The 20,875-nt window shown below is 71.6% G+C and carries 18 protein-coding genes, 1 tRNA gene and 1 pseudogene; 11 read left to right on the top strand and 9 right to left on the bottom strand.

The annotated features are described in order from the left end of the window. Window positions 1–6: 6 nt before the first annotated feature. Both IEZ01_RS30155 and IEZ01_RS30150 read left to right on the top strand, forming a co-directional pair. Complete coding sequence (locus IEZ01_RS30155) at window positions 7–972, top strand: glycosyltransferase family 2 protein (protein WP_028797537.1); 966 nt, start codon at window positions 7–9, stop codon at window positions 970–972. 3 nt (window positions 973–975) lie between these two features. Continuing rightward, a complete protein-coding gene (locus IEZ01_RS30150; protein WP_040875129.1) occupies window positions 976–2,295 on the top strand; it encodes a polysialyltransferase family glycosyltransferase in 1,320 nt (439 codons plus the stop codon). 77 nt (window positions 2,296–2,372) lie between these two features. Here the strand turns inward: IEZ01_RS30150 and IEZ01_RS30145 are convergent. Further along, window positions 2,373–2,445: transfer RNA gene (locus tag IEZ01_RS30145), tRNA-Arg, on the bottom strand. Between the two features lie 314 nt (window positions 2,446–2,759). On the opposite strand from IEZ01_RS30145, the gene IEZ01_RS30140 reads away from it, so the two are divergent. The 7 genes from IEZ01_RS30140 to IEZ01_RS30110 all read left to right on the top strand — a co-directional run bounded on the left by IEZ01_RS30140 (window position 2,760) and on the right by IEZ01_RS30110 (window position 11,616). After that, window positions 2,760–4,355, top strand: coding sequence for a dynamin family protein (locus tag IEZ01_RS30140; RefSeq protein ID WP_019886402.1), 1,596 nt, complete (start codon window positions 2,760–2,762; stop codon window positions 4,353–4,355). Further along, on the top strand, window positions 4,352–6,073 hold the full coding sequence (locus tag IEZ01_RS30135; RefSeq protein WP_019886395.1) for a GTPase: 1,722 nt from the start codon (window positions 4,352–4,354) through the stop codon (window positions 6,071–6,073). The genes IEZ01_RS30140 and IEZ01_RS30135 overlap by 4 nt, the downstream gene beginning before the upstream one ends. Window positions 6,074–6,327: 254 nt before the next feature. Further along, complete coding sequence (locus IEZ01_RS30130; protein WP_019886393.1) at window positions 6,328–6,810, top strand: single-stranded DNA-binding protein; 483 nt, start codon at window positions 6,328–6,330, stop codon at window positions 6,808–6,810. A gap of 270 nt (window positions 6,811–7,080) precedes the next feature. Next, a complete protein-coding gene (locus IEZ01_RS30125; RefSeq protein ID WP_189204890.1) occupies window positions 7,081–8,487 on the top strand; it encodes an LAETG motif-containing sortase-dependent surface protein in 1,407 nt (468 codons plus the stop codon). Window positions 8,488–8,822: 335 nt separating this feature from the next. Continuing rightward, window positions 8,823–10,487 (top strand): energy-dependent translational throttle protein EttA, encoded by a 1,665-nt coding sequence (ettA, locus tag IEZ01_RS30120; RefSeq protein ID WP_019886389.1) that lies wholly within the window; start codon window positions 8,823–8,825, stop codon window positions 10,485–10,487. Window positions 10,488–10,489: 2 nt separating this feature from the next. After that, a complete protein-coding gene (locus tag IEZ01_RS30115) occupies window positions 10,490–10,957 on the top strand; it encodes an acyl-CoA thioesterase (protein WP_019886387.1) in 468 nt (155 codons plus the stop codon). Then, window positions 10,954–11,616 (top strand): DUF8010 domain-containing protein, encoded by a 663-nt coding sequence (locus IEZ01_RS30110; RefSeq protein ID WP_019886385.1) that lies wholly within the window; start codon window positions 10,954–10,956, stop codon window positions 11,614–11,616. The genes IEZ01_RS30115 and IEZ01_RS30110 overlap by 4 nt, the downstream gene beginning before the upstream one ends. Window positions 11,617–11,904: 288 nt before the next feature. Here the strand turns inward: IEZ01_RS30110 and IEZ01_RS30105 are convergent, their stop codons facing one another. From IEZ01_RS30105 to IEZ01_RS30100, 3 genes and pseudogenes are all read right to left on the bottom strand, one after another. After that, a complete protein-coding gene (locus IEZ01_RS30105) occupies window positions 11,905–12,885 on the bottom strand; it encodes an ABC transporter ATP-binding protein (RefSeq protein WP_189204888.1) in 981 nt (326 codons plus the stop codon). Continuing rightward, window positions 12,882–13,224: pseudogene (locus IEZ01_RS35335) on the bottom strand (FtsX-like permease family protein); the annotation flags it as partial. The gene IEZ01_RS30105 and the pseudogene IEZ01_RS35335, both read right to left, overlap by 4 nt. Window positions 13,225–13,438: 214 nt before the next feature. After that, window positions 13,439–13,843, bottom strand: coding sequence for a globin (locus IEZ01_RS30100; RefSeq protein WP_019886379.1), 405 nt, complete (start codon window positions 13,841–13,843; stop codon window positions 13,439–13,441). A gap of 118 nt (window positions 13,844–13,961) precedes the next feature. Here IEZ01_RS30100 and IEZ01_RS30095 point away from each other — a divergent pair, with 118 nt between their 5' ends. Next, on the top strand, window positions 13,962–14,951 hold the full coding sequence (locus tag IEZ01_RS30095) for a methyltransferase domain-containing protein (protein WP_189204885.1): 990 nt from the start codon (window positions 13,962–13,964) through the stop codon (window positions 14,949–14,951). 89 nt (window positions 14,952–15,040) lie between these two features. Beyond that, the gene (locus IEZ01_RS30090; RefSeq protein ID WP_189204883.1) at window positions 15,041–15,682 is read left to right on the top strand and encodes a hypothetical protein; all 642 of its coding nucleotides are present in this window, start codon (window positions 15,041–15,043) and stop codon (window positions 15,680–15,682) included. Window positions 15,683–15,711: 29 nt separating this feature from the next. Here the strand turns inward: IEZ01_RS30090 and IEZ01_RS30085 are convergent, their stop codons facing one another. The 5 genes from IEZ01_RS30085 to IEZ01_RS30065 all read right to left on the bottom strand — a co-directional run bounded on the left by IEZ01_RS30085 (window position 15,712) and on the right by IEZ01_RS30065 (window position 20,822). Further along, window positions 15,712–16,833 (bottom strand): IS630 family transposase, encoded by a 1,122-nt coding sequence (locus tag IEZ01_RS30085; protein WP_308427256.1) that lies wholly within the window; start codon window positions 16,831–16,833, stop codon window positions 15,712–15,714. Window positions 16,834–16,928: 95 nt separating this feature from the next. Further along, window positions 16,929–17,225 carry a hypothetical protein gene (locus tag IEZ01_RS30080; RefSeq protein ID WP_189204879.1) on the bottom strand — a complete coding sequence of 99 codons (297 nt, stop codon included), beginning with the start codon at window positions 17,223–17,225 and terminating at the stop codon, window positions 16,929–16,931. Between the two features lie 73 nt (window positions 17,226–17,298). Continuing rightward, entirely contained in the window at window positions 17,299–18,168 is an 870-nt protein-coding gene (locus tag IEZ01_RS30075; RefSeq protein WP_189204877.1) for an IS5 family transposase, read from the bottom strand. Window positions 18,169–18,222: 54 nt separating this feature from the next. Continuing rightward, window positions 18,223–19,431: an FHA domain-containing protein gene (locus IEZ01_RS30070; RefSeq protein WP_189204875.1), complete on the bottom strand. Its 1,209-nt coding sequence runs from the start codon at window positions 19,429–19,431 to the stop codon at window positions 18,223–18,225. A 68-nt stretch (window positions 19,432–19,499) separates the two neighbouring features. After that, on the bottom strand, window positions 19,500–20,822 hold the full coding sequence (locus IEZ01_RS30065; RefSeq protein WP_189204873.1) for a vWA domain-containing protein: 1,323 nt from the start codon (window positions 20,820–20,822) through the stop codon (window positions 19,500–19,502). Window positions 20,823–20,875 lie beyond the last annotated feature (53 nt).

Below are 20,875 nucleotides of genomic sequence, written 5' to 3'. Positions count from 1 at the left end.
TTCCGTGTGCCGAAATTGTCTGTCGTCGTACCGCTCCACAATGTCGGCGCGTACGCCCCCGACACCCTGCGCAGTCTCGCCGACAACGCGGATCCGGAGTTCGAATTCCTTCTGGTCGACGACTGTTCGACCGACGCCACGCCGGAGGTCCTCGACCACTGGAAGGACCGGATTCCGGGCGCGCGGGTGATCCGGCACGCGACGAACCAGGGCGTGGCCCAGGCACGTAACACCGGTATCGACGCGGCGAACGGGGAGTACGTGACGTTCCTGGACGGCGACGACTGGTACGCGCCCGGCCATCTGCGCGCGCTGGTGCGCGGCATCGAGGCGCTGGGCTGCGACTTCGCCCGTACCGACCACGTCCAGTCGAACGGCACGTCCCGCCAGATCCGTTACGCCCCGGCCAAGCGGCGCGACACGGTGATGGACCCCCGGGACGGGATCGCCCCCGCGCACATGGCGACGATGGTCGACTATCCCTTCGTCCCGTTCGGGATCTACAGCGCGCGGTTGTTCGCCGACGGCGCCTCCCGGTTCGAGACGAAACTGCGAACTGCCGAAGACCGGCTCTGGGTCTGGCGGTTGCATCTGAAAGCCTCGTCGTACGCGGCGCTCGCCCTGCACGGTGTGTTCTACCGGCGCGGGGTCACCACGTCCCTGACGCAGATCTCTGACAATCGCCAGCTCGACTTCATTCCGTCGTACGACCTATTGCTGCGCGAGGTGGTGAAGGACGCCGAGGCGGACCGTTTTCTGCCGAAGGCGGTACGGACGTACTGCGCCATGATCGCTTTCCATATGAACAAAGCGGACCAGTACGAGCCGGCCGTGGCGAAGCGGCTGCGGCGCGATGTCGGCGACGCGCTGCGGCGGATGCCGCAGCAGGTGCTCGACGAGACGCTGGCGACGATGGACACCGCCCGCAGCACGCTCCTGCGGCGGCTGCGTGAGACGCGAAAGGCCGCCTGAGCCATGCGTACGCACATTGAGCGCGTGCAGATCTTCCAGGTCTCGACGCTGTACGGGGCGGCGACGGTGGCGGCCGCCCTGGACGCCGGGCAGTTCGGCGCGGCGGACGGCGCCCGGCGCCTGCTGCTGCTGTCCCACAACGCCGAGATTCCGGAGACGGCGCTGCGCCTGGAGGAGATGACCGGCTACGACCGGATCGCCACCCGCTTCGACGAGGTGGTCGACTGGAACGACGTCATCCGCCCCCACCACCCCGGCTCATGGGCGCCGCGCCCTGAGGAAGTGCCGGTGTGGCAGCGGATGTTCCGTGCGGCGTGGGGGATCGGCGCCGCCCCGGTCGAGCTGGTCGTCGAGTCCATCCAGGTCAACCCCGCCAAGGCCCTGGCCGCGATCTTCGCCGAGAGCGTGCTCGACGTGTACGCCGACGGCCTCATGAGCTACGGCCCGACCCGCGGTGAACTGCCCCAGACGATCGGCTGCCGGGTGCGCCGGCTGCTCCATCTCGACCTGGTGCCTGGGCTGCGTCCCCTGCTGCTGTCCGAGTACGGGGTGGAGCCGGAGCTCGTACCGGACGACGCGTTCCGCGCGTTGCTGTCCGAGATCGCCGAATCGGCCGCGACGGACCCGGCGTTGACGGCGGCGGCCGAGGCGGCCCCGAGCGCGCTGCTGCTGGGCCAGTACCTGGCCGCGCTGGGCATCCTCACGCCCGACGAGGAGGAGACCCTGCACCTCCGCATGCTCCGCGGCGCGGCGGCGGCCGGCCACCGGTCGGTCCTCTTCAAACCGCACCCGACGGCCCCGGCCCGCTACTCGACGGCGCTGCACGAGGAGGCGACGGCGGCCGGCGTGGAACTGACGGTCCTGGACGGCCCGCTACTCGCGGAGACCTGCTACGAACGCTGCCGCCCACGCCTGGTGGTGGGCTGCTTCTCCACGGCGATGCTGACGGCGGCGGTCCTCTACGGCATCCCCATCGCGCGCGTGGGCACGGATCTGGTCCTGGACCGGCTCACCCCGTACGAGAACAGCAACCGCATGCCGCTGACGATCGTGGACCACCTCGTCCCTGACCTGGAAGGATCCGCCGCCCCGGCGGTCCCGGGCGCCGTCCCGCCCACGCTGGCGCCCCTGGTCCGCGCGGTCGGCTTCTGCATGCAGCCCAAGATCCACCCGTCCTTGCGCCCGGAGACGGAGTCCCTGCTGACGACGTCCCCCGCGAACCCGCGCTACTTCCCGCCCGCCCGCCTCCACAACCTCTCCCTCCCAGGAGCCCAGCCGCTGCCCCGGCCTCGCCTCCGCCGCCTCCGCGCCCGCCGCGCCTGAGCCCCTTCCCGGAATTCGCCAGGAAATCGCCCTGACCGGCAAAAAGACCCTCCCCGAAAGGGAGGGTCTTGCTTGTGCGCCCCCGGCAGGACTCGAACCTGCGGCCAAGCGCTTAGAAGGCGCCTGCTCTATCCACTGAGCTACGGGGGCCGGATCGCGGCCGTGGTGGCCTGGAGCCCCGTTGGGTGGTCCGTGACCTTGCCGGGACAAGGATAGGGCTCCGATCGCCTCGGCCCGGCTGCTTCACCTGCGTGGCACGATGTGGAGGTTCGGTGAAGCGGAACGATAATCGCAGGCAGGTGCGATTCCCGCAGTGTTTTTCACGCCTCACGGCTCGGGTGTTGTGTACTCGTTATGCCTGAGGCCCACTCGTCCCTGATATCCCAAGTGTCCGATCGGCGCGCAGGGAAGGCTATACGCTTCAAAAAGGCGCCAAAATTGGGCATTCTTCGCATGTGGTGACCATGGACGTACGGCCTCAGCTTCTCGACGCACTCTCCGCCCTGCGCGACCGTGTCGCCGCCGTGCGTCTCCCCCTTCCCCTTCCCGGAGTGCCACGCGCCCGGCAGACCCGCGCCGAACTGCTCGCGCAGCTCGACGACTATCTGGTGCCCCGGCTCAAAGACCCCGAAGCGCCGCTGCTCGCCGTCGTCGGCGGCTCCACGGGGACCGGGAAGTCGACGCTCGTCAACTCCCTGGTGGGGCGACGCGTCAGTGAGGCCGGCGTGCTGCGGCCCACCACCCGCACGCCCGTCCTCGTCTGCCACCCCGACGACCACCACTGGTTCGCCGGGATGCGGGTCCTGCCCCAGCTCACCCGCGTATGGCTGCCCCAGCAGGACGAGACCGATCCAGCCGGGGACCCCGAGCCGCCCCCCGCAGGCACCCTGCGGATCGAGACCGCCACCTCCCTGCCCCGCGGCCTCGCCCTGCTCGACGCCCCCGACATCGACTCCCTCGTCGTCGAGAACCGTCTCCTGGCCGCCGAGTTGATCTGCGCCGCCGACGTCTGGGTCATGGTCACCACCGCCTCCCGGTACGCCGACGCCGTGCCCTGGCATCTCCTGCGTACCGCCAAGGAGTACGACGCCACCCTCGTCACGGTCCTCGACCGCGTCCCCCACCAGGTCATCGGGGAGGTCTCCCGCCAGTACGAAGCCCTGCTGATCAAGGCCGGGCTCGGTGAGGTGCCCCGGTTCACCATCCCCGAGCTGCCCGAGTCCACCGGCGGCGGCAGCGGCCTGCTGCCCGACACCGCCGTCGCGCCCCTGCGCGGCTGGCTCGTCCATCGCGCCACCGACCCCGCCGCCCGGCAGCAGGCCGTCGTCCGCACCGCCGTCGGCGTCATCGACTCCCTCAATGCCCGGATGCCCGAGCTCGCCGGCGCCGTCGCCGCCCAGTACGCCGCCGCCGTACGGCTCAGCGGCGCCGTCGAAACCGCCTACGAGCAGGAGGCCGAACGCGTCCGCGCCCGCGTCAAGGGCGGCGCCGTCCTCGCCGGCGACGCCCGCACCCGCTGGCGCACCTACCCCCGCGACAGCACCGCCGACGAACTCCTCGACGCTCTCGCCGAGTCCCTGATCGCCCTCCTTCAGTGCGCCGTGGCCGCCGCCGACGAGACCGTACGGGAATCCTGGCGCCGCGAACCCGCCGCCGGAGCCCTGCGTACGGACGGCGCCGCCGCCGACCGGGAGGCCACCGAGCGGATCGGCATGGACGTCCGGCGCTGGCGGCGCGAGCTGGAAGAACTGGCCGAGGAGGCCGTACGGGCCCTCGACACCCCCGCCCCCGAACCCGACACCGTCGCCGCCCTGCTCGCCACCGCCCTCCTCGGCGGCCGCCGGGCCCGCGGCGCCGGCGACCGGCTCGCCGAACTCCTCGGGGCCCACGGCGCACTGCGCCTGCGCGACCAGGGCGGCGCCCTGCTGACCTCGTACCTCGACCGCGTCCTGCACACCGAACGCGACCGGCGGCTCGCCCCGCTCCGCGCCCTCGATGTGACCCCCGAGCCGCAGGCCGAGCTGATCGCCGCGTTGTCCGTACTGCAGAAGGAGAGGTGACCGTGGAGAGTACGGTCAGCGAGCGCTGGAGCGACCGCTGGGACGACGGGCTCATCGCCCGCAGGGTGAACGACAAGCCCGCCCCACAGCCCGACCCCGAACCTCCGGCCGCCGAGGAGCTCGACCCGCTGCCCATCGGCGGGTCCTACGGCGGACCGCTGCGCATCCGCCTCGACGCCCTCCAGGAACTCGTCGGCCTCTCCCGCACCCGCCTCGACGACACCACCCTCGCCGAGGCCGGACGCGTCCTCGACGAGGCCGCCGCACGGCAGCGGCTCTCCGCCCGGCACACCGTCGTCGCCATCGCCGGAGCGACCGGCAGCGGCAAGTCCACCCTCTTCAACGCCCTCGCCGGCGTCCCCATCGCCGAGACCGGACTGCGCCGCCCCACCACCTCCGCCCCCATCGCCCTGAGCTGGTCCGAGGGCGCCGCCGGGCTGCTCGACCGGCTCGCCATCCCCGGGCGGCTGCGCCGCAGGCCGCTGGCCGGCGGCGCCGGTGACGAGGCCCTCCAGGGCCTCGTCCTCGTCGACCTGCCCGACCACGACTCCGCCGTCACCCACCACCGCGACCAGGTCGACCGGATCCTCGCCCTGGTCGACGCGGTGATCTGGGTCGTCGACCCCGAGAAGTACGCCGACGCCGCCCTGCACGAGCGCTACCTGCGACCGCTCGCCGGGCACGCCGAGGTCACCTTCGTCGTCCTCAACCAGATCGACCGGCTGCCCGGCGAGGCCGCCGACCAGGTCCTGGACGACCTGCGCCGCCTCCTCGACGAGGACGGCATGGCCCTGGGCGAACACGGCGAGCCCGGTGCCACCGTCCTCGCCCTGTCCGCCCTGACCGGCGAAGGCGTCGGCGAACTGCGCGAACTCCTCGGCGCGTTCGTCCAGAGCCGCGGCGCCCCCGCCCGGCGCCTGAGCGCCGACGTCGACGCGGCCGCCACCCGGCTGCGGCCGGTGTACGTCGCCGAAGGACGCCCCGGGCTCGACGAGCGCTCCCGCGACGACTTCGCGACCCGGCTCGCGGTCGCCGTCGGCGCGGCGGCCGCCGGAGAGGCCGCCGAACGCGCCTGGCGGCGCAACGCCAACCGCGCCTGCGGGACGCCCTGGCTGCGGCTGTGGCGCTGGTACGAGCGCACCCGCACCCCCGGCGGCGCGGAGCGCCCCCAGGAGCCCGCGGAGGAGGAGCTGACCGCCCGGCAGCGCGTGGAGCAGGCCGTCCGGGTCGTCGCCGACGAGGCGTCCCTCGGCCTTCCCGCACCCTGGGCGCAGGCCGTGCGCGAGGCGGCGGTCCGGGGGGCGCAGGGGCTGCCGGAGGCGCTCGACGAGCTCGCCGCGACGGCCACCGAACCGGCCGGCAGACCCCCGCGGCCCGCCTGGTGGCCGGCCGCCGTCCTCGCCCAGGCGGCCATGACGCTCCTTCAGATCTTCGGCGCGCTCTGGCTGGTGGGTCAGATCATCGGCGTCCTCGACCCGGCGATGCTGCCGCCCGTCCTGGTGATGGCCTCCGGGATCGTCGGGGGTCCGCTCGTCGAGTGGGCGTGCGCGGCGGCGGCCGGCGGGCCCGCCCGCCGCTACGGCCAGGAGGCCGAGCGGCGCCTGCGGGACGCCGCCGCGGCCTGCGGGCGGGCGAGGGTCCTCGACCCGATCGCGGGCGAGTTGATGCGCTACCGGGAGGTGCGTGAGCAGTACGTGACGGTCTCCGCCACCCGCTGAGCGCGCCCCGCATCCCCCCGCCCCGCACCCGCGACCCGCGTTCCGTGCCCACGAACCGGTCAACGTCCATCGGCCGAAACATCCATCGCCCGAAAGGGTGGCGAAGTTTTCCCCAACCGCTCGGCTGTCCACAGGCTTCGGCGAGATTCCGCCGAGCGGTCCACGATGGCAAGGCGAGCTTCTGAAAGGCGAGCCTCTGGAAGGCGGGCTTGCCGGAAGGCGGGCATCGGAAAGCACGGGGGAAAGGCGGGGGAATGAACGACACGACGGTGACGCTGGTGGGCAATGTCGCGACCGGGGTGGACTACCGGGAAACCGGGACGGGCGGGGTGGCGCGGTTCCGGTTCGCGGTGACCGCGCGCCGCTGGGACCGGGAGCGGGGCCTGTGGGCCGACGGGCACACGAGCTTCTACACGGTGTGGGCCTGGCGGCAGCTGGGGGCGAATCTGGCGGCGTCGGTGGCGGTGGGTGAACCGCTTGTGGTGCACGGCCGGTTGAAGGTGCGTGAGGAGGAGCGGGAGGGGCAGCGCAGAACCTCCGTCGACATCGACGCCCTGGCGGTGGGGCACGATCTGACCCGCGGTACCTCCGCGTTCCGGCGTGCCCCGCGGGCGGCGACGCCGAAACCGGCGGACGGACCGGTGGGCGATCCGATGGGCGATCCCGTGGGCGATCCGGCGATCGGGCCGGTGGGCGTTTCGGCGGGCGGTCCGTTGGGCGGCCCGTTGGGCGACTGACACGGAGCGTTGCGGCAAACTCGCTGGTTGTGGCTGGTAGTTGGCGAGTTGGGGAGATCGCGTGAGACCGCGTTAACCATTCCTTCACGTCCCAACCGCGGTCGCGCATAACGATTCTGAGTCGGAATGGTTGTCGGATGACATGCGTGGGGACTGGGCTCTTCCGCATCCCTAGGATTCCCGCGTACTCATGCGGCACTTGAGTCTGCCGGCGAAGCGCTCCCCTCACGCGTCTCATACGTTGGATCGCCTCGCCCAGAGGGGAATTCCATGTTTTCTGTACGGAGGCCGGGCATCGCCCGCCTTGCCGCCGCGACCCTGGCCACCGGCCTTGTCGCTGCGGCTGCCATAGCGCTCGCGGGCCCGGCGGCGGCCGAGGAGATCACCCAGAACTCCGGTGGCGCGAGCGCCACACTAGGCAGGCTCGCCATCCATGACACCGTCACCATCCAGGAGACCGGCGGCCGGCAGTGGCAGGCACAGGCCGGCCTCTTCGAGATGGCCGTCCAGCCGGGGGGTGCCATCCAGACCTACTGCATCGACCTGCGTACCCCCGCCCGCCAGGGCACGGAGTACAAGGAGGTCGGCTGGGACCAGTCCTCCCTGCACAACAACGCCGACGCCGGCAAGATCCGCTGGATCCTGCAGAACTCCTTCCCGCAGGTGAACGACCTCGCCGCGCTGGCCAGGAAGGTCGGCGCCGACAAGCTCACCGAGGGCACGGCCGCCGCCGGCACCCAGGCCGCGATCTGGCACTTCTCCGACAAGGTCAAGGCGGTGCCGACGGACGGCAACGCCCGCAAGCTCGCCACGTACCTGGAGAAGGAGGCGAAGAACCTCAAGGAGCCCGGCGCCTCGCTGAAGCTCGACCCGCCGTCCGTGGCCGGCGCCCCCGGCGGCCGCCTCGGCCCGGTCACCGTCACCACCAACGCCGCCAAGGCCTCCGTCACCCTCGCCGCGGGCGCCCCCGCCGGCGTGAAGGTGGTCGACAAGGCCGGCAAGCCCGTCACGGACGTCACCAACGGCGCCCAGATCTTCTTCGACGTGCCCGCCGGTACCGCCGACGGCACCACCTCGCTGACGGTCCAGGCCGACACGACCGTACCGATCGGCCGCGCCTTCGTCAGCGAGACCAAGAGCCAGACCCTGATCCTGGCCGGCACGAGCACCTCCACGGTCTCCGCGCAGACCGGCGCCGCCTGGGCGAAGAAGGGCCCGATCCCGGCGCTGTCCGTCGAGAAGAACTGCGCCAAGGGCGGCCTCGACATCACCGCCGCCAACAAGGGCGACGAGGACTTCACCTTCGAGCTCAAGGGCCTGAAGTACACGATCCCGGCGGGCGCCTCGAAGTCCGTCACGATCCCGGTCGCCGAGGACCAGGCGTACGACTTCACGATCACCGGCCCCAACGGCTTCAGGAAGACCTTCAAGGGCGTCCTGGACTGCAAGACGGCCTCCCCGGCCCCGTCCGAGCCCCCGGCCCCGCAGCCCAGCCCGGCCTCGGCCGGCGGCACCACCACCGGCGGCTCCACCACCGGCACCACCGGCGGCGGGGACCTCGCCGAGACCGGCGGCTCCAGCGCCACCCCGCTGATCGCGGGCGTGGCCGTGGTCCTCGTGGTGGTCGGCGGCGGCGCGGTGTTCATGCTCCGCCAGCGCAAGAGCATCGGTTCGTAAGGACTCGCAAGCAGTCGTAAGCACTCGCAAGCAGCGCGGACCAGCGCGCAGAGTAGGCGTACGGTGACCCTCGGGTGACCGTACGGGCGTCGGGGCCCCGCCGGGAATAACCGGAGGGGCCCCTGTCGTTGAAGCCCCTGTTCCTCCCCACACGCCGCCCCTGGCCGGAGTACTGGTTTCCGTCGAAGGATCGACGTACGGCAAGATGGGGTGTATCTGCCCTGGCGCCGATCAGCGACCACCCGGTCCACGACCATCCGGTCGACGGCCACCGGTCCCGATCGCCGCGGCGGCGGAGCGTATGTCGACTCCTACGGATTGCCGGACGGTTTCTCTTGGCTGAGTACATCTACACGATGCGCAAGACGCGCAAGGCGCACGGCGACAAGGTCATCCTCGATGACGTGACGCTGAGCTTCCTGCCCGGCGCGAAGATCGGTGTGGTCGGCCCGAACGGCGCCGGTAAGTCCACCGTCCTCAAGATCATGGCGGGCCTTGAGCAGCCCTCCAACGGCGACGCCTTCCTGTCGCCCGGCTACACCGTCGGCATCCTCCTGCAGGAGCCGCCGCTGGACGAGTCCAAGACGGTCCTGGAGAACGTCCAGGACGGCGCCGCCGAGATCATGGGCAAGCTGAAGCGCTTCAACGAGGTCGCCGAGCTCATGGCGACCGACTACTCCGACGCGCTGATGGAGGAGATGGGCAAGCTCCAGGAGGACCTGGACCACGCCAACGCCTGGGACCTCGACGCCCAGCTGGAGCAGGCCATGGACGCCCTGGGCTGCCCGCCCGGCGACTGGCAGGTCACCAACCTCTCCGGTGGCGAGAAGCGCCGCGTCGCGCTCTGCAAGCTCCTCATCGAGGCCCCCGACCTGCTGCTCCTCGACGAGCCCACCAACCACCTGGACGCCGAGTCCGTGCAGTGGCTGGAGCAGCACCTCGCCAAGTACCCCGGCACCGTCGTCGCGATCACCCACGACCGGTACTTCCTCGACAACGTCGCCGAGTGGATCCTCGAGCTGGACCGCGGCCGCGCCCACCCCTACGAGGGCAACTACTCCACCTACCTGGAGAACAAGGCCGCCCGTCTGAAGGTCGAGGGCCAGAAGGACGCCAAGCGCCAGAAGCGGCTCAAGGAAGAGCTCGAGTGGGTCCGCTCCAACGCCAAGGGACGCCAGGCCAAGTCCAAGGCCCGTCTCGCGCGGTACGAGGAGATGGCCGCCGAGGCCGACAAGATGCGGAAGCTGGACTTCGAGGAGATCCAGATCCCGCCGGGCCCGCGTCTGGGCTCGATCGTGGTCGAGGTCAACAACCTCTCCAAGGCCTTCGGCGAGAAGGTCCTCATCGACGACCTGTCCTTCACGCTCCCGCGTAACGGCATCGTCGGTGTCATCGGCCCGAACGGCGCCGGCAAGACCACGCTCTTCAAGATGATCCAGGGCCTTGAGCAGCCGGACTCCGGCGAGATCAAGGTCGGCGAGACCGTCAAGATCTCCTACGTCGACCAGAGCCGCGCCAACATCGACCCCAAGAAGACGCTGTGGGCCGTCGTCTCCGACGAGCTGGACTACATCAACGTCGGCCAGGTCGAGATGCCGTCCCGCGCCTACGTCTCGGCGTTCGGCTTCAAGGGTCCGGACCAGCAGAAGCCGGCCGGTGTCCTCTCCGGTGGTGAGCGCAACCGCCTCAACCTGGCGCTCACCCTCAAGCAGGGCGGCAACCTGCTGCTCCTCGACGAGCCGACCAACGACCTCGACGTCGAGACCCTGTCCTCGCTGGAGAACGCGCTGCTCGACTTCCCGGGCGCGGCGGTGGTCGTCTCCCACGACCGCTGGTTCCTGGACCGGGTCGCCACGCACATCCTGGCGTACGAGGGCGACTCCAAGTGGTTCTGGTTCGAGGGTAACTTCGAGTCGTACGAGAAGAACAAGATCGAGCGCCTCGGCCCGGACGCGGCCCGTCCGCACCGCGCCACGTACAAGAAGCTGACCCGGGGCTGAGGATGGCCCGGCACTTCTACAGCTGCCCCCTGCGCTGGTCGGACATGGACGCCTTCGGGCACGTCAACAACGTCGTCTTCCTCCGCTATCTGGAGGAGGCGCGGATCGACTTCATGTTCCGCCTGGCGCCGGGGGACGGCTCGCCGTCGTTCTCCGGCGGGTCCGTGGTGGCCCGGCACGAGATCGACTACGTACGGCCGCTGGTGCACCGGCACGAGCCGGTCACCGTCGAGTCGTGGGTCACGAAGATCGGCGCGGCGTCGCTGACGATCGCGTACGAGATCAAGGACCCGGAGACGGTGTACGTCCGGGCCTCGACGGTCGTCGTGCCGTTCGACCTGGAGGCGCAGCGCCCGCGGCGGATCACCGCCGAGGAGAAGTCGTTCCTCCAGGAGTACCTCGACGAGCCCGCCCGGCCCGCCGCGGCCGGTGGCGCCGTGCGGGTGACCAAGGAGGCCGCCGCGGCATGACCGCGCCGCTCCACTTCGCCGACGCCAGGGAGGCGGCGGACCTCGCCGCCTTCCTGGCCCGGCTGATCCACTACGACCGGGCCGCCGCCGTCCGCCTCCAGGCGGGGGGCGGGGCCCTCGCCGTGTTCGGCCGGCCGCCGTCGTTCGAGGTCCTGGCGATCCGTACGGCCCGCCTCGCCGACCCGGCCGTCTTCGACCGTACGGTCTCGGCCGGGGAGCTCCTCGAAGGCATCGAGGAGACGGCGGGCAAGGCGGTCGTCCCGGACATGGTCACCGGCCCGCCGTGGGCCGGCGTCCTGCCGCCGCGCGGCGGCTGGCGTGAACTGCCGGGCCTGCCGGACGTCACCGGGATGCGGGGCGCGGTCGCCGCGGCGGTCGCCGAGTTCCGCGCCCGGGACGAGGAACTCCCGCCGGAGCGCCGCACGCGCGCCGAGCGCGACCGCCTCGGCCGCGAGATCTGGTCCCGCACGCTGGCGGAGACCCCCCTGCCGCTGCGCGCGGTCCACGCGGCCCACTCCCTCGGCTTCCTGCCGCCGCAGGAGGTCCCGGTGGCGCTCCTGACCGCCGGCACATGGCTCCGCCTGCGCACCCCGTACGGCTCGATCGCCCTGCGCACCCCGGGCTCGGGCCTGACCTTGAGCGTCCGCCCGCTCGCCTGACGGCGGGACGGGCACGGCCGGGACCTGCTTCCCCATGCCGCGCCCGACGCCCGGGCCAGGGCCGCTCGGCCCGGGGCGTGGCGGGCCTGGTTCTCGGCGGACAGGGATCCCGCCTCGTCGTCTGCGACGCTCGCGACGAGGGCCCCGCCGCGGGGTGGCGAGCAGTCCCTCGTGCCGCAGCGCCGGCGGCGAGTCTCTGCCCCTCCATGGCCGTGGTCCGGCAGAGCCGGCGGGCTCCGGCCACGCCGATGCCGGCGCCCGGGCCGTGCCCGCAAGGGCCCGCGGTCCCTACCCCTCCTTGTCGTCGGGCCACACGCCGATGTGGTCCTGTTCCAGTTTCAGCATCACGCGGTGTTCCATGGCGAGCGCGCGGGTGTACTCGGCCGGGAGCTGGAGGCGGCCCGCGCGGTCGAGGGTTGCGTATTCGCGGGTCGCCAGGGACTCCCGGCCCGTCGCGTCGACCTCCGTGCGGCGCAGGACCTCCGAGGAGGTGCGGCCGTCGCGGATGGCCACCGTGCGGCGGACCTCGGAGGCAACCGCCTGGTCGTGGGTGACGATCACGATTGTGGTGCCCAGTTCCTCGTTGGCGCGGCGGAACGCCGCGAAGACCTGTTCGCCGGTGGCCGAGTCGAGCTCGCCGGTGGGTTCGTCGGCCAGCAGCACCGAGGGGGAGTTGGCCAGGGCGACCGCGATGGCCACCCGCTGCTGCTGGCCGCCGGACATCTGGTGCGGGCGGCGGTCGTGGCACCCCGCGACGCCCAGCATCTCCAGGAGGGCCCCCACCCGCTCGGCCTTCCGGCCCCGCGTGCCTGCCCGGCGGCCGCGCAGCTGCATCGGCAGTGCGACGTTCTGCGCGGCCGTCAGGTACGGCAGCAGATTGCGCGCGGTCTGCTGCCAGACAAAGCCGACGGCCTCCCGCCGGTACCGCAGCCGCGCCTTCGCGTCCATCGCCAGCAGGTTGCACCCGGCGACCTTCGCCGCGCCCGCCGTCGGCACGTCAAGACCGGCCAGGATGTTCATCAGCGTCGACTTGCCGCTGCCGGACGCGCCGACCAGCGCCATCAACTCGCCCTCCCGCACCAGCAGATCCAGCCCTTGCAGGGCCTGCACCTCCACCCCGTCCGTGGAGAAGATGCGCACCAGCCGGTCGCAGGCGATCAGCGCGTCGTGTCCGTACGACGGCCGGTCGCGGTGGGCCGCCGCCCGTCGCTCCAGCTCCGCCAGCGTCGTGCCCGTTCCGGTCGCCGCATCGCTCGCCGTACCGCTCATCGCGTCTCTGCCGCCCTGAGTTCCTTCGTCGATCCGCGCCGTGCCGCCCACCACGCCTGGGCCACGGCAGCCACCCCTGACAGAGCCACCACGCCGGCCGCCGGGATCACCAGCGACCACGGGTCCGCCCGCAGCGGCGCCCCGTCGAGCGGCGCGAGGCCCGGCGCGGCCGCCAGGGCCAGGCGGGCCAGGTCCACACCGGGGGAGCAGCGTGATCGTCGCCCAGCCCACCAGCGTCCCGCCGACCGCCGCGAGCAGCGCCTGCGGCAGGGCCTCAAGCGCCAGCAACTGCCGTCCCTGCCGTGTTGTCAGCCCCATCGTGCGCAGCCGCGCCAGCTGTGCGCCCTGACCCGCAGCAGTACGAACCCCGTCACCCGTCCCCCCGAAACCGCCCCGAGTACCACACACGCAGTGGGCGCCCTGGGATGGTTTCAGAGGGCACATGCCCCTGGAAACCGCTTGCCCGGGGACCTTGACTCGATCGTGACCGTCATCCGGAATCGGAGGGCCGCATTCCGGGCGCTGTCTCAGCGCGCTGTCTCAGCGCGCCGTGTCAGCCTTCGGTGTTGACCATCGACGCGGCCGCGTACGTCAGGTAGTTCCAGAGCTGTTCCTCGTGCTCCGGAGCCAGGCCCAGCTCGTCCACCGCCGCCCGCATGTGCCTCAGCCACGCGTCGTGCGCCGCCCGGTCCACCGTGAACGGCGCGTGGCGCATCCGCAGCCGGGGATGGCCCCGGTGGTCGCTGTAGGTGCGGGGCCCGCCCCAGTACTGCATCAGGAACAGCACCAGCCGCTCCTCGGCCGGACCGAGGTCCTCCTCCGGATACATCGGCCGCAGCAGCGGGTCCTCCGCCACACCCTGGTAGAAGCGGCGGACGAGACGCCGGAAGGTCTCCTCGCCACCGACCTGCTCGTAGAAGGTCTGCTCCTGAAGCGTGCCGCGCGGAATCTTGTTCACGGTTACATCGTCTCAGACGGGCCGGCCTAGGACCGGCGGACCAGGACTCCGGCCGGAACGACCCTGTCAGGTGCGCGCCATGCTCGCCAGGCCCCGCCCCGCGCAGGAGAGTGGAGGCATGGGGCCACAGCAGGACGTATTCGCCGAGGACGGCGCGCGGGCGCGGCAGGCACTGGTGACCGAGATCGCCAGGACCGGGGTGCTCTCCGACCCGGCCTGGCGGGCCGCCTTCGAGGACGTGCCACGCCATCTCTTCGTGCCGTACTACTTCGTCGCCGGGACCGGCGGCTACGAACGGCTCTGGCGGGAGGACCCCGACCCCGCGCGGCGCGAGCGGTGGCTGCGCGGCGCCTACCGCGACATCCCGCTGGCCACCCGCGTCCGCGACGGCCAGCTGATCTCCTCCAGCAGCCAGCCCTCGCTGATGGCGGAGATGCTGGACGCGCTCGACGTACGGGACGGGCAGCGCGTCCTGGAGATCGGCGCCGGTACCGGCTACAACGCCGCGCTCCTGTGCCACCGGCTCGGCGAGGAGCGGGTGACCACCGTCGACCTGGACCCGGAGATCACCGAGTCGGCGCGCGCCCACTGCGCGGCGGCCGGCTACCGCCCCGCCGTCCACACCGGCGACGGGGCGCGCGGCTGCCCCGAGCGCGCCCCCTTCGACCGGATCATCGCGACCTGCACGCTGCCGTCCGTACCGCCCGCCTGGCTGCGACAGTGCTCCCGGGGCGCCCTGATCCTCGCTCCGCTGTCCACCGGGCTGATCCTGCTGCGGGTCCGGGACGCCGACCACGCCGAGGGACGCTTCCTGCCCGGCCCGGCGTACTTCGTGGCGCTGCGCGGGGCGACCCCGCCGGCCCCGCGCCGCCGGCCGAGCGGGCTGCCCCGGCGGGCCGCGCAGAACGACCTCTTCGCCTTCCTGCTCGAACTGACCGCCGGCAGCCTCGATCCGCACGAGGCGCTCTCGCTCTGGCAGCGCGAGCGGCGGCCACGGCGCGAGCGGTACGGGGTGACCGTCAGCGGCGGCCGCCAGTGGGCATGGCTGGACGATCCCGAAGGGCCCTACGTCTGGCCCCTCGGGACGCTCCAGCCGGACTGGCGCTAGTGCTCTGACCGCATACCTTCGCCGGGTTGGGCGGGTGTGGGGCCATTAATGCCAGCTACCTGGCCGAGGCATCCGCCTATGCTCGGCTCGTGCAGCCGCTTTCCGACCGCAGCAATCCATTGATCACGGCGTTCCCAGCCGAGCTTGCAAGCGCTGCCGAGGCAGTCCTGGCGGTGATGCCTGATTCTCGGCTCCAGCCGCATGCCTCGTTCTCGGTCGCTGTCGAGGGCCAGCGGGTTTTGATCCCAGGGCGTCTCTACAACGACGAGCCGCCAGCTGACAGGGTGGCGTCGCTTTCGTCGCGCCAGCAACAGCTTCTGCACTGCCTGTACTCAAGGCACTGCGACGGCATGGTCAGGCAGCGCCACCTGGAGAAGATCGTTGGTTCCACGGACCCATGGGTCGTCCCCTTCGTCGTGCAGCTGGTTGGCGAGTACGTCTTGGAGATCCTGGTCGTCATCTGTGATGAGCTCCGTGATCTCGCCACGCCCGGCACCTGCGGCCACCTCGCTTACGGGCAGTTCCTCGTGGACAACCCTGCTTTCTTCGCGCGCACTCAACGGCGGGTCGTGAGCTACTGGAGCTGCTACTACCGGGGCACCTACGCGAGTTTTCGGGGCTACCCGGGGTGCACGATTCTTGACCTCCTACGGTCCGCTGCCTCCGACAGAGCAGGACAGCCCTGGCCCAACCTCGCTCCAGCCGGCACCAGGGTGGACGGCTACTGCTAGGACCCGGCCGGGCAAGGTCGCCGGGCTGGTCAAGCGGCATCGGCGAGGGGACGTCCGCCCCAACGGATGCCCTTCTCGCTGCGGATACGAGCGCGCTCGCGGCGCTGGGCTGCCAGCACGTCGGGATGACGGGCATTCGCGTTGCGCCAGCGCAGATAGGCGTGCAGGGCCCGGGTCTGCACGGTGTGGTTGCGGTGGTTGGAGTTGGCGATGGTGAACTGCCGCAGCGGCCCGAAGTGCGCTTCGATTGGGTTGGCCCAGGACGCGTATGTCGGCGTGAAGCACAGCTCGACGCGGTTCTTCTTCGCCCAGCGGCGGATCGTCTCGCCCTTGTGGGCGGACAGGTTGTCCAGGATGACGTAGATGGGGGCGCCGTCCGGTCGGGCGGCGCGGACCGATCTGAGCGCGGCCAGCGTGTTCGCGGCGCCCTTCTTCCGACGGTTGACGCCCCAGAGCGTGTCGTCACCGACCGAATAGCAGCCGTGGAAGTACCTGACGCCATGCGTGCGGTGGTTGGTCGCCGGGTGCCGCTCGGGGTGACTGGCCGGGGCCCAGCCCGCACCGCCGGTGGGGCGGATGCCGAGCGGGCCGAACTCGTCGAACGCGAAGACCCGGTCCGGGAAGCGGTCCAGGACCTCCTCGATCCGGTCCAGCTTTGCTTCGCGGTCGGGGTCCGGGGACTCCTTCCACGTCTTGGTGCGCTGGAAGGTGATGCCGCGGCGGGCGAGCAGACGGCGTAACGCCTCGCGGCCGATGCGGATGACCCGCCCATGGACTTTCCGCAGGTGGGCCAGCAGTTTGCGGATGGAACAGCGAGTGAAGGGCTGGCCGAGCTTGGTCGGGCGGGTGGTGGCCGTCTGGACAACGAAGTCCTCGTCGTCAGGACTGAGCAGGCGGGGACGGCCTCCCGCCCACCGAGGGTCCAGACAGGCCAGGCCGATCTCGTTGAACCGGTGGATCACATCCCGGACGGTGTCCTCGTCGGCCTGCACCAGCTGGGCGATCACCGGGACCCGGTTCCCGCCGGCCGACGCCAGCAGCATCATCGCGCGTCGGAAGCGGACCGAACTGGTGCTGCCCCGACGCACGATCTGCTGCAGCTTCTGCCCCTCCTGGTCGGTCAACCTGCGCACGCGGACAGGCTCAGCCACCGCACCCCCAGCACTCGGATCGGACGTCACGCAACATCCAACCGCCCCGACCACCAACCCGGCGAACCAATGTGGTCAGAGCACTAGGCCGTGTTTTAGGAAGCGCGGGCGGCTAGCCATTTGGTGAGGTCGCCCGCGATGCGGTCGCGGTCGGTCTCGACGATGACGTCGTGTTCGCGGCGGGTGGTGTCGCGGCGGACGACTTCGTATCCGCCCTCGTCCAGGACTGCGACGGAGGCGAACCAGGCAGGGTCGTCTTCGTCGGGCTGGATGACGACGAAGGTGTTGCCCGTCCCGTCCAGGTCGCCGATCAGCATGAACAAGGCGTCCTCGGAGGGGTCGTCGATGTGGTCGCCGTTCTCGCTGTCGGCGCAGTAGTACTCGGCGGCCACGGGCCCTCCCCTTATGCGTGTGCTGATCGAGCTGACGGCCAGGATGGCACGAACGCCCCGTCGGGCCGGTGGTTCACAGCCACTGGTGGATCGCCGCGATCTGGACGGTGGCCTCGAACCGGACGGCGAGCTTGTCATAGCGGGTGGCCACCGCGCGATGCTGCTTGAGCCTGCTGATCCCGCACTCAACAGCGTGGCGGGACTTGTAGTCCTCCCGGTCGAAGGCCGGCGGACGGCCACCGGACCGCCCGCGGCGCTTGCGGTTGCGGATCTGGTCGGCCGGTTCCGGGATGGTGCACCGGATCCCGCGCCTGCGCAGGTAGGCCCGGTTCGCGCGGGACGAGTACGCCTTGTCACCCCGCACCCGCAGCGGTCTGCGCCTGGGCCGACCGCTGCCGGGCCTGGGCACCTTGATGGCTTCATGGACCGGCTCGAACTGGGGGCTGTCGCCCCGCTGCCCTGCCGTGACCAGCAGAGACAGCGGTTTCTGGCCCTGCTCGCAGGCCAGATGGATCTTCGTGGTGAATCCGCCCCTGGACCGGCCGAGCCCGTGATCGTCCGGCTCGACGCCGAGTCCGCCGGGTGGTTCCTTCTGCCCCGCCCCGTCCCGGCGGGCACCGGCGGCATGCTGATGGGCCCGGCAGACGGTGGAGTCGACGTTCACCTCCCACGTGATCAGCCCGGCCGCGTCAGCCCGCGCCTGCAACAGCGTCAACAGCCGGGCCCAGACACCCCCGCGCTGCCAGCGGCGGAACAGCCCGTAGACGGTCTGCCAGGGGCCGTACTCATCGGGAAGATCCCGCCACGGCACCCCGGTTCGAACCCGCCAGCGCACTCCGTCGATCAACCGCCGCCGACTCGGCTGCCTACGACTCACACCCGCCGCAGGCAGCAACGACTCCAACACCGACCACTGCTCATCAGAAAGATCCCCACGCCCCACAACATGATCATCGCGGTATGGAGGCGTGAACCGGAGCCCGAGTTAAAACACGGCCTAGCCGCGCCGGATGGTGATCGTCGTCCAGGCGCCCACGTGCACCCGGTCGCCCTCGTGGAGCGGGTGGGGGACGAAGGGCTGGATCGGGTCCTCACCGCCGTTGATCGTGGTGCCGTTGGTGGAGTTCTGGTCCACCACCGCCCAGGAACCGTCCGGCGACTGCACCAGCATCGCGTGCTGGTGCGAGACGCCCGGGTCCTCCGGGGGCACCGACAGATCGATGTCGGGCGACTCGCCGGTGGAGTGCCGGCGGCGGCCGATGGTGATCTGCTCGCCGGTGAGCGGCACCTGCTGCTCCGGGGAGTACGCGGGCAGGTTCAGGCCCGCGGCCTCGGGGCCGCTGCGCTGCATCATCGCCATGAAGTAGTCACGGTCCGGCGCGACCACCGCCGTCCAGCCCACGGGGGACTGGTACTGCGGCGGCTGCGGGGCGTGCCCCTGCCCCTGCGGGGCCTGGGCGTGCGACGGCGGCGGCAGCATCCAGTCGTCGTCACCGCCACCCTGCTGCGGGGGCTGCTGCTGGTGGTGCTGCGGCGGCGCGGACGGACCCGGTTGCTGGAGGAACGGCGCCGGGGGCGGCCCACCGCGCTGGAATGCCTGCGGCGGCGGAGGCATGTGCGACGCCTGAGAACCGGGCCGCCCCGGACCACCGGGACCCTGACCCTGGCCGGGACCGCCGGGGCCCATGCCGGGACCGCCCTGGCCCATGCCCGGCGGGGGGCCCTGGCGGCCCGAAGGGCCGGACAGCGGCTCGGCCGGGCGGTTCATCTGCGAGGGCCGCGAGCTCTGGTACTCGAACGAGTCCGGCGGACGCGGCGGCTGCTGCGCCTGGAAGCCCGGCGGCAGGTTCAGCCCCGGCGGCGGACCCCCCGGACCGCCGGGGCCGCCCGGACCCGGGTGCTGGGGAGGCGTCGGCGCGTACGACGTGGCCGTGTTGGTGAGGAAGTTCCAGCGGCACTCCTCGCAGAACGGCGCCATGGCCTCGCGCGGGGTGCGGCACTGAGGGCAGAGCTCCGCCTGGGCGGTGGCGTCCGGGTCCCCGGGGCCCGGGTAGCCGCTGCCCGGACCGGGGTAGCCGTAGCCGGGCGGCGGAGGGGGAGGCGGCGGCACGGCACCCGCAGGGCCGCCCGCCCCGGCCATACGGTGGCCGCAGACCTCGCACCAGTCGTCGGAAACCGACTGGTGTCCGTTCGGGCAGGTCGGCATGTCGGTGCATCCCCCTCTCGGTGTCCGGCCGTCGCGGCCGGACCGTCACAGCTACTGCTTGGAGCTTGCTACTGCTTCTTGACGCGAACCGTCTTGGTGGAGCGCGTCTCGAGAGTCATCTCGTCCGCTTCCGCGACTTTCGCCTTCAGCCGCACAGTACCGGTCGCCGCGTCCACGACGTCCACCACCTTCGAAAGCAGTTTCGCAGTGTCTTCGTTCCCCGAAGCCGCCGCGAGCTGCACCGCCCGCCCCAGTTTCGCCGTGGCGTCATCGAAATCGCCCGACTTGCGCGCATCCAGCCCCTGTTGGATGACCTGTGCCAGTTCGGCCTGGCCCGTGTAGTGCGCGACCTGCGGATTGATCGAGGTCGACGCGGCCATGTCGTCGGTCCACACGGCCCGTACGAGCCCCTGGGACAGTGCCTGCGGGGCCCCGCCCGAGGGGTCCGGACGGACCAGGGACACCCGGGCCGCCAGCATCTCCTGGCCCACGGCGGCCTGCGGGACCCGGACGCAGAGGTGGTAGTCGCGGGACTCGTCCCCCCAGGAACCGGTCGGATAGTCGCCCGCCCGCGGCCCCGCCTCCGTACGCCGCCCGGTCAGCTCCTCGACCGTCGGCGCCACCTGCTTCACGAACGCGATCTCCGCGCCCAGCGGTGTCCACAGGCGAAGGGCCACGTCCGCGACCTCCTTGCCCATCGCGTCCTCCATCATCCGCGTGAAGTCCGCGGCGAGACCGGCCGGGTCGGCGACGATGTCGGCCGTGCCGAGCAGCGCCGAGGCGATACCGGTGACCTCCTTGACCTCCCAGTCCGTCCCCACACCCCGCGCGTCACAGGTGAACCGTCCGGCACAGGCGTCCAGCGCGGCCCGCAGGTCCTGCGGTGACTCGTGTTCGTTGCGGCCGTCGGTGAGCAGGATGCCGTGCCGGATGGCGACGTCCGCCGAGGCGAGCAGCCGGTCGGCGAGCCGCAGCCAGGTGCCGATCGCCGTACCGCCGCCCGCGCTCAGCCGGCGCAGCGCCTCCTTGGCCTCCGCGCGCGTACGGGCGTCGGCGACGGCGAGCGAGCCGTCGCCCGGATAGATCTCCTTGGCCACATGCGTCCCGGCGACCACGGCGAAGGCGACCCCGTCGCGCAGGGTGTCCACGGCGGCGGCCGTGGCGTCGCGCGCGTTGCGCATCTTCGTCGGCGGATAGTCCATCGAGCCCGAGCAGTCGACCATGATCACCACTGCGGCGGCGCCCGGCGCCGACACTCCGCCGCTCGTGCCGCCGCCGGTCGAGGTGACCGTGACGATGGCGTTCACCTCACGCCCGCCCTCGGGCAGATAGGCGTTCTGGTACACGTCGACGGAGAACTGCGGCACGTTCGACTTGGAGAAGTTCGCCATCTGATCGGCTCCTCGGTGCTTCACACAACAGACAGTGGCAAAGGGACGAAGCG

The sequence above is a fragment of the Streptomyces purpureus genome, from assembly GCF_014648195.1.
GTDB classification, from domain to species: Bacteria; Actinomycetota; Actinomycetes; order Streptomycetales; family Streptomycetaceae; genus Streptomyces; species Streptomyces purpureus.
Note: the sequence above shows the minus strand (reverse complement) of the source record. Positions and strands in the feature narration are given on the sequence as shown.

Excerpts from the sequence above, each read along its gene's own strand:
- IEZ01_RS30150 (WP_040875129.1), top strand. The coding sequence starts at position 976 with ATGCGTACGCACATTGAGCGCGTGCAGATCTTCCAGGTCTCGACGCTG.
- IEZ01_RS30140 (WP_019886402.1), top strand. The coding sequence starts at position 2,760 with ATGGACGTACGGCCTCAGCTTCTCGACGCACTCTCCGCCCTGCGCGAC.
- IEZ01_RS30130 (WP_019886393.1), top strand. The coding sequence starts at position 6,328 with ATGAACGACACGACGGTGACGCTGGTGGGCAATGTCGCGACCGGGGTG.
- IEZ01_RS30125 (WP_189204890.1), top strand. The coding sequence starts at position 7,081 with ATGTTTTCTGTACGGAGGCCGGGCATCGCCCGCCTTGCCGCCGCGACC.
- IEZ01_RS30115 (WP_019886387.1), top strand. The coding sequence starts at position 10,490 with ATGGCCCGGCACTTCTACAGCTGCCCCCTGCGCTGGTCGGACATGGAC.
- IEZ01_RS30110 (WP_019886385.1), top strand. The coding sequence starts at position 10,954 with ATGACCGCGCCGCTCCACTTCGCCGACGCCAGGGAGGCGGCGGACCTC.
- IEZ01_RS30105 (WP_189204888.1), bottom strand. The coding sequence starts at position 12,885 with ATGAGCGGTACGGCGAGCGATGCGGCGACCGGAACGGGCACGACGCTG.
- IEZ01_RS30095 (WP_189204885.1), top strand. The coding sequence starts at position 13,962 with ATGGGGCCACAGCAGGACGTATTCGCCGAGGACGGCGCGCGGGCGCGG.
- IEZ01_RS30070 (WP_189204875.1), bottom strand. The coding sequence starts at position 19,431 with ATGCCGACCTGCCCGAACGGACACCAGTCGGTTTCCGACGACTGGTGC.
- IEZ01_RS30065 (WP_189204873.1), bottom strand. The coding sequence starts at position 20,822 with ATGGCGAACTTCTCCAAGTCGAACGTGCCGCAGTTCTCCGTCGACGTG.